We start from the raw sequence: 6,528 nt of genomic DNA on the forward strand, positions 1-6,528 counted from the left end.
TGTAATGTTGTTACTGGCATCGCTGGTCTACCCATGATTAGGACTCCTTTTCTTATACTATAGATATCTATAATATAAGTTTTTGGAGAAAAAAATTTTATATTCAGTATAAAGCAATTTTAAAACCAATAAATCTATATTTAACTAGATTATATATATATTTTTATTCTTCTCTGTACAAAATATTACTAGTATCCTTGTATTTTAAAACTATATGGAAAGAGTGATTATATGAATTATGAACAAGTAATCTCTGATACGGTAAAAACTAATAATTCTACCATTGTCCTATTAGTATTAGATGGTGTAGGAGATATTAGAAATAAAGATTTCGGAAATAGAACTCCCTTAGAATATGCCCATACTCCAAATCTAGATAAATTGGCACGAGAATCTTCATTAGGAAGAATGTATCCAGTACTACCTGGCATAACACCAGGCAGTGGCCCTGGACATACTAGTTTATTTGGATATGATCCCTTTCATGTTCAAATAGGCCGTGGAGTCCTAGAAGCCGTTGGAATAGGATTTAATTTAGAGCCAGGTGATGTGGCTGCTAGATGTAACTTTTCATCTATAGATGAAAATGGATTTGTGACGGATAGACGAGCCGGAAGAATTCCTACAGAGAAAACAATAGGTCTTTGTGAAAAATTAAGGACTATAAAGGAGATTGACGGCGTAGAAATTATTATAGAGCCTGGAAAGGGACATAGATTTGTTACTGTATTTAGAAGTAAGAATAAAAAATTAGGTTCATTAATAAATGATATAGATCCCCTAGTTGAAGGAAAGACTCCTAGGGAAGCTAAAGGACAAGATGAGAACTCTCAATTTTTAGCAAATGTTATCAATAAATTTATGAAAAGGGGATATGAATTAATTAAGGATGATCATCCAGCCAATGGTTTTTTAATGAGGGGAATAGCATCAAGGCCAAAACTTTCATCCATGAGAGAAAAATACTTATTAGAATCGGCAGCTATTGCTTCTTATCCCATGTATAAAGGTATTTCATCCTTACTTGGCATGACCCTACTTCCTACAGGAGATACTGTAGAAAGTCTATTTAATACCTACGCACAATCTAGGGCAAAATATGACTTTTTCTTTATCCATGTAAAGGGTACAGATCAAGCTGGTGAAGACGGTGACTTTTTAGAAAAGGTAAGACATATAGAAGAAGTGGATAAACATCTACCAATACTTTTGGAAAATAAACCTGACGTATTGGCCATAACGGCAGATCACTCCTCCCCTTGCCCTATGCGCTCCCATAGCTGGCATCCAGTGCCACTTCTCCTACATAGTCGTTTTTGTGGTACGGATGATGCGAAATATTTTCACGAAAATTGTTGCAACAAAGGTGGATTAGGATTTTTTGAAAGTAAATACTTAATGGGTCTACTTTTAGCTAATGCCAAGAGATTAGATAAATTTGGTGCATAAAGTAAAACCTTGTCCACACACAAACTGATAGGCAAAGATTACCCTTGTCTATCGTTTTTTTTGGTATAATATTCTATGTACAGGTAAAGGAGGTATAAAATGGAATTATCACATAAGTTAAAAAAATTAGTAGAAACAGATGGTGTATCTGGCTACGAAGAAAATATCTTTGCCCAAGCTAAAGACCTATTCTCTCATTTATGCGATGACATAAGATCAGATGCCCTAGGAAATATGATTGCACACATTTCAAGAGGTGGTCACAAAAAAGTAATGTTAGCTGCCCATATGGACGAAATAGGACTTATGGTAAAGGACATTGATGACGGAGGATTTATTCAATTTACAAATATAGGTGGCTATGACTATAGAACCCTACCTGCCCAAGAAGTAATCATTCACGGTAGAGAAAAAGTCTTTGGTATCGTGGCTACAAAGCCGCCTCATATTCAAGATGAAGAAGATAGAAATAAGGCTCCTAAAATGGAAGATATGCGTATAGATATAGGTTTATCTAAAGAAGAAGCTAAAAAAGTTCTGTCCATAGGAGATCCTATAACAGTGAAAAGAAATCTACTAAAACTTCAAAATGATTTTTATTCTTCTAAGGCAATGGATGATAGGGCTGGTGTTTTAGCTATGCTTCATTGTTTTGAGATTCTAAATAAAATGAAACATTCCATAGATGTATATGGAGTTTGTACTGTACAAGAAGAAGTTGGTACTAGGGGAGCCATAGTAAGTGCCTTTAATATAAACCCAGACATTGGCATTGCCGTTGATGTGGGATTTGGTTCCACTCCACAACTGCCTAAGGATGAGACCCTTGATCTGTCCAAGGGCGTTGGTATTGCCTTTGGTGCCAATATCCATCCAAAGCTTCACAAAAAATTAATAGAACTTGCCAAAGAACATAATATTCCATACCAAGTAGATTTAGTTCCAGGTAACTCAGGAACAGATACAAGGTCTATACAAATTTCTAGATGCGGAATAGCAACTGCCCTTTTATCTATTCCACTTAGATATATGCATACTTCAGTAGAGACTCTATCAATGGAAGATATAAAAAATGTAGGTAAGCTTTTAGCTTATTTCATATTAAGCCTAGATAATATTGATTTGGAGGAATTACTATGCTTTTAGAAAAATTAACTAGCTTAAATGGAGTATCTGGCAATGAAGATGCTGTTAGAAACTTTATAAAAGAAGAAATAAAAGATTATGTGGATGAAATCAAAATTGATAGATTAGGAAACCTAATAGCCATTAAACATGGTAAGGAAAATTATCCAAAGATAATGTTATCAGCCCATATGGATGAAGTGGGTTTAATGGTTAAATCAATAGATGATAAGGGCTTTGTTAAGTTCTTAAAGGTTGGTGGAATAGACGATAAGGTATTAGTGTCTAAACCCGTTTCCATAGGAGATAAAAAAATCACTGGAGTTATTGGAGCTAAGGCTATTCACTTACAAACACCTAAAGAAAGAACTGTTCCTCTAAAATCTAAAGACTTATATATAGATATTGGTGCTAAATCTAAGGATGATGGAAAAAAGCATGTATCTCCAGGAGATTATGTGTGTTTTTTAAGTGACTATGTGGAATTTGGAGATGATTTAATAAAGGCCAAAGCCTTAGACGATAGGGCTGGTTGTGCTATTATTATGGACCTTTTAAAGAATAATTATGACTCCACCATTTATGGAGTATTTTCTGTTCAAGAAGAGGTAGGACTCAGAGGAGCTGCTCCTTACTCCTATAGATTAGATTCCGATTTAGCTGTAGTAATAGAAACTACTTCTTGCTTTGATTTAGATAAAGTGGAAGAACCTGATTTTGTAACAAAAATGCACGAAGGCCCTACCTTTTCCATATTAGATAGGGTTACATATTATAGTAAGTCCCTTACAAATAGATTAATTGGTGTGGCTAATGATAATAATATACCATACCAATACAAACAAGTTCCAAAGGGTGGAAATGATTCAGGTCAAATTCATTTATCTAAGGATGGTATTCCTACAGCTTGTATATCAATGCCTTGTAGATACCTTCATTCACCCGTATCTGTCATAAGTAAAAGAGATTTTAATAACTCTAAAAAACTATTAGATGAATTTTTAAAAGACATAAAAAAGGAGGAGTTCATAAATGTTTAATATAGATCTAATCAAAAAACTTTCCTATGCCTATGGTCCAGCTGGTAACGAAGAAGCTACTAGGGAAATAATTTTAAATGAAGTAAAGGACCATGTGGATGAAGTATCTGTAGATACTATGGGCAACCTAATTGCAATAAAAAAGGGCTCTGGTAAAAAAGTCATGATTGCAGCCCATATGGACGAAATAGGAATAATAATTACAGGAATTGATGATAAGGGCTTTTTAAGATTCTCTAACATAGGTGGAGTATCTCCTAATGTATCCCTTGGCCAAAAGGTTAGGTTTTCAAATGGCACTATAGGTACAGTTTATATGGAGCATATGGAAGATATGAAACATTTAAAATTAGAAAAAATGTATATAGATATAGGTGCTAAGGATAAGGAAGAAGCCTTAACTAAAGTTAATTTAGGTGACGTGGCATGCTTCCATTCAGATCTTGTGGACTTAGGTCATAGTGTCATGACTAAGGCCTTAGATAATAGAATAGGATGCTATATGGCCATAGAAACTATAAAAAGGTTAAGTGACTCTCCTAATGAGCTATATTTCGTATTTACAGTTCAAGAAGAACTAGGACTACGTGGTGCAAAAACTGCAGCCTTTGCCATTGAGCCTGACCTTGCCATAGCTTTAGATATTACCTCTTGTGGAGATATGCCAAAATGCAAACACTTAGCTGTAAATTTACATGACGGCCCTGCCATAAAAATAAAGGATAATTCCATACTATGCCATCCTATTATGAAAAATCTTTTAATTAATACTGCTAAAGAAAATAATATTCCACATCAATTAGAAGTTTTAACTTTTGGTGGAACTGATGTAGGTGCCATACATCTATCCCGTTCAGGAGTAATCTCAGGAGCCCTATCTATAGCTTGTAGATATGCCCATACTCCTAATGAAATAGTTTCTAAGAGCGATGTTAACAATGGAGTAGAGTTACTTACAAAGGTATTGAGTAAAGAAATATAATATTAAAGGGGATGGGGTTTATTTAGGCCTCATCCTTATTTTTAGCTCCTTGATATGTATCCCGTTCCCTTAATTCCCTATCTATTCCATTTAATAGGGCCCTTTTATCTAAACTCCACCAGGGTTCATATAGTAATTCCTTTTTGCCATCTCCAGTCATTCTATGGACCACAATATTAGGTGATATTCTTTCTAATATATCCACTACAAATTCTATATACTCTTTTTTTTCAAATGACTCATATGGATTTTCTAATACATATTCATATAGCTTTGTTCCCTTTAATATGTGTAATAAATGAATCTTAATTCCATCTATTCCTTTATCTGATAAGTAAGTACAAGTTTCCATCATCTTCTCTTTACTTTCTCCAGGAAGACCTAGTATAACATGTACAACTACTCTAATATTTCTATCCTTTAATTTTTTCAAAGTTTTATTAAATATATCTAACTCATATCCTCTGTTTATAAAATGAGCCGTATTATCATGAATAGTTTGAAGGCCTAATTCTACCCATAGATAAGTTTTTTCATTTATCTCTTCTAACAAATCTAATATGCCATCATCTATACAATCAGGCCTGGTCCCTATAGCTAATCCCACTATTCCATCACAACTTAACGCATCATAATATTTCTCCCTCAAGTTTTCTACTCTATCGTATGTATTAGTATAGTTTTGAAAATAAGCTATATACTTATTTACCTTCCATTTATGTCCCAATAGGGTCTTTTGATCTTCCACCTGCTTTTTAATAGATACATTCCTACTACCAGCAAACTCACCAGATCCACTCTCACTACAAAATATACATCCTCCATAGGACAATGTACCATCCCTATTAGGGCAAGTAAATCCACCATCTAATGATACTTTCCCTATCTTTTCATTAAAAACAGATCTCAATTCATAATTCAAAGAATGATACCTTTTATCCTGCCATCTCATATTATCACCTCTATATAGTATTTCTATATATTTCGTAACACTAAAATTTCTTTATGCAGTAACTTGCCTATAAGGGAAAAGATTTTCAATATATTTTCCTGAAATAGGCACACATAAAGCTGGTTTATAAATACGAAATCTATATATAACAAAAAAACATACCCTTTTAGGTATGCTTTTACTGGAGCGGATGATGAGAATCGAACTCACATAACCAGCTTGGAAGGCTGGAGTTTTACCACTAAACTACATCCGCATGCTTCAATCACTTAAATTTTAAAATGGAGCAGAAGACGAGATTCGAACTCGCGACCCTCGCCTTGGCAAGGCGATGCTCTACCACTGAGCCACTTCTGCATATATTAAATACTTTCTGTTATGAAAACTTTCTGTTCTAAAGTTAGTTAGTAACTAAGTGATTCACACGAAATTAAAATTTCGGTTCTCTACTTATACCACTGAGCCACTTCTGTATGTTGAACAACAGAAATCTACGATTTCGTTTTTGTTCAATACTAAGGAACCTTGTGTTTCTTAGTATCCTTTTGTTTTTAAATTGGCGACCTGGAAGGGACTCGAACCCTCGACCTCCAGCGTGACAGGCTGGCATTCTAACCAACTGAACTACCAGGCCGCATTTGTTTTTAAAATGGTGGGCGTAGCAGGGCTCGAACCTACGACCCCCTGCTTGTAAGGCAGGTGCTCTCCCAGCTGAGCTATACGCCCATTTTAAAATTGGTGACCCCAGGGGGAATCGAACCCCCGTTACCGCCGTGAAAGGGCGGTGTCTTAACCGCTTGACCATGGGGCCTTATTGGCTCCAAGGGAGGGGCTCGAACCCTCAACCTACCGGTTAACAGCCGGTTGCTCCACCATTGAGCTTCCTTGGAATAAAACTAGCAACCTCCTACTCTCCCAGGCAGTTACCCACCAAGTACCATCGGCGCTAAGAGACTTAACTTCTGTGTTCGGTATGGGAA

5 protein-coding genes, 6 tRNA genes and 1 rRNA gene are annotated in these 6,528 nt (G+C 35.4%); 4 read left to right on the forward strand and 8 right to left on the reverse strand.

Annotation, left to right across the window (positions count from 1 at the left end):
* Positions 1-231 precede the first annotated feature (231 nt).
* The 4 genes from N4A57_RS02230 (at position 232) to N4A57_RS02245 (ending at position 4,596) form a co-directional block, all read left to right on the forward strand.
* Positions 232-1,449 carry a 2,3-bisphosphoglycerate-independent phosphoglycerate mutase gene (locus N4A57_RS02230; protein ID WP_293655830.1) on the forward strand — a complete coding sequence of 406 codons (1,218 nt, stop codon included), beginning with the start codon at positions 232-234 and terminating at the stop codon, positions 1,447-1,449.
* 99 nt (positions 1,450-1,548) lie between these two features.
* The gene (locus N4A57_RS02235; RefSeq protein ID WP_293655831.1) at positions 1,549-2,595 is read left to right on the forward strand and encodes a M42 family metallopeptidase; all 1,047 of its coding nucleotides are present in this window, start codon (positions 1,549-1,551) and stop codon (positions 2,593-2,595) included.
* Entirely contained in the window at positions 2,586-3,614 is a 1,029-nt protein-coding gene (locus N4A57_RS02240; RefSeq protein WP_293655832.1) for a M42 family metallopeptidase, read from the forward strand. Before N4A57_RS02235 ends, N4A57_RS02240 begins: the two co-directional genes overlap by 10 nt.
* Positions 3,607-4,596, forward strand: a complete 990-nt coding sequence (locus tag N4A57_RS02245) for a M42 family metallopeptidase (RefSeq protein WP_293655833.1) — start codon at positions 3,607-3,609, stop codon at positions 4,594-4,596. The genes N4A57_RS02240 and N4A57_RS02245 overlap by 8 nt, the downstream gene beginning before the upstream one ends.
* Before the next feature lie 22 nt (positions 4,597-4,618).
* Here N4A57_RS02245 and N4A57_RS02250 read toward each other — a convergent pair whose 3' ends face one another.
* The 8 genes from N4A57_RS02250 to rrf all read right to left on the reverse strand — a co-directional run.
* Positions 4,619-5,548 (reverse strand): TIGR01212 family radical SAM protein, encoded by a 930-nt coding sequence (locus tag N4A57_RS02250; RefSeq protein WP_293655834.1) that lies wholly within the window; start codon positions 5,546-5,548, stop codon positions 4,619-4,621.
* 182 nt (positions 5,549-5,730) lie between these two features.
* Positions 5,731-5,804 (reverse strand) — tRNA-Gly (locus N4A57_RS02255).
* 26 nt (positions 5,805-5,830) lie between these two features.
* Positions 5,831-5,905: transfer RNA gene (locus N4A57_RS02260), tRNA-Gly, on the reverse strand.
* A 200-nt stretch (positions 5,906-6,105) separates the two neighbouring features.
* Positions 6,106-6,182 (reverse strand) — tRNA-Asp (locus N4A57_RS02265).
* 16 nt (positions 6,183-6,198) lie between these two features.
* A tRNA-Val gene (locus tag N4A57_RS02270) sits at positions 6,199-6,274 on the reverse strand.
* A 10-nt stretch (positions 6,275-6,284) separates the two neighbouring features.
* Positions 6,285-6,359: transfer RNA gene (locus N4A57_RS02275), tRNA-Glu, on the reverse strand.
* Between the two features lie 4 nt (positions 6,360-6,363).
* Positions 6,364-6,438: transfer RNA gene (locus N4A57_RS02280), tRNA-Asn, on the reverse strand.
* Positions 6,439-6,442: 4 nt separating this feature from the next.
* A 5S ribosomal RNA gene (gene rrf, locus N4A57_RS02285) occupies positions 6,443-6,528 on the reverse strand; the annotation flags it as partial.

The sequence above is a fragment of the Anaeromicrobium sp. genome (assembly GCF_025210435.1).
GTDB lineage: Bacteria > Bacillota > Clostridia > Peptostreptococcales > Thermotaleaceae > Anaeromicrobium.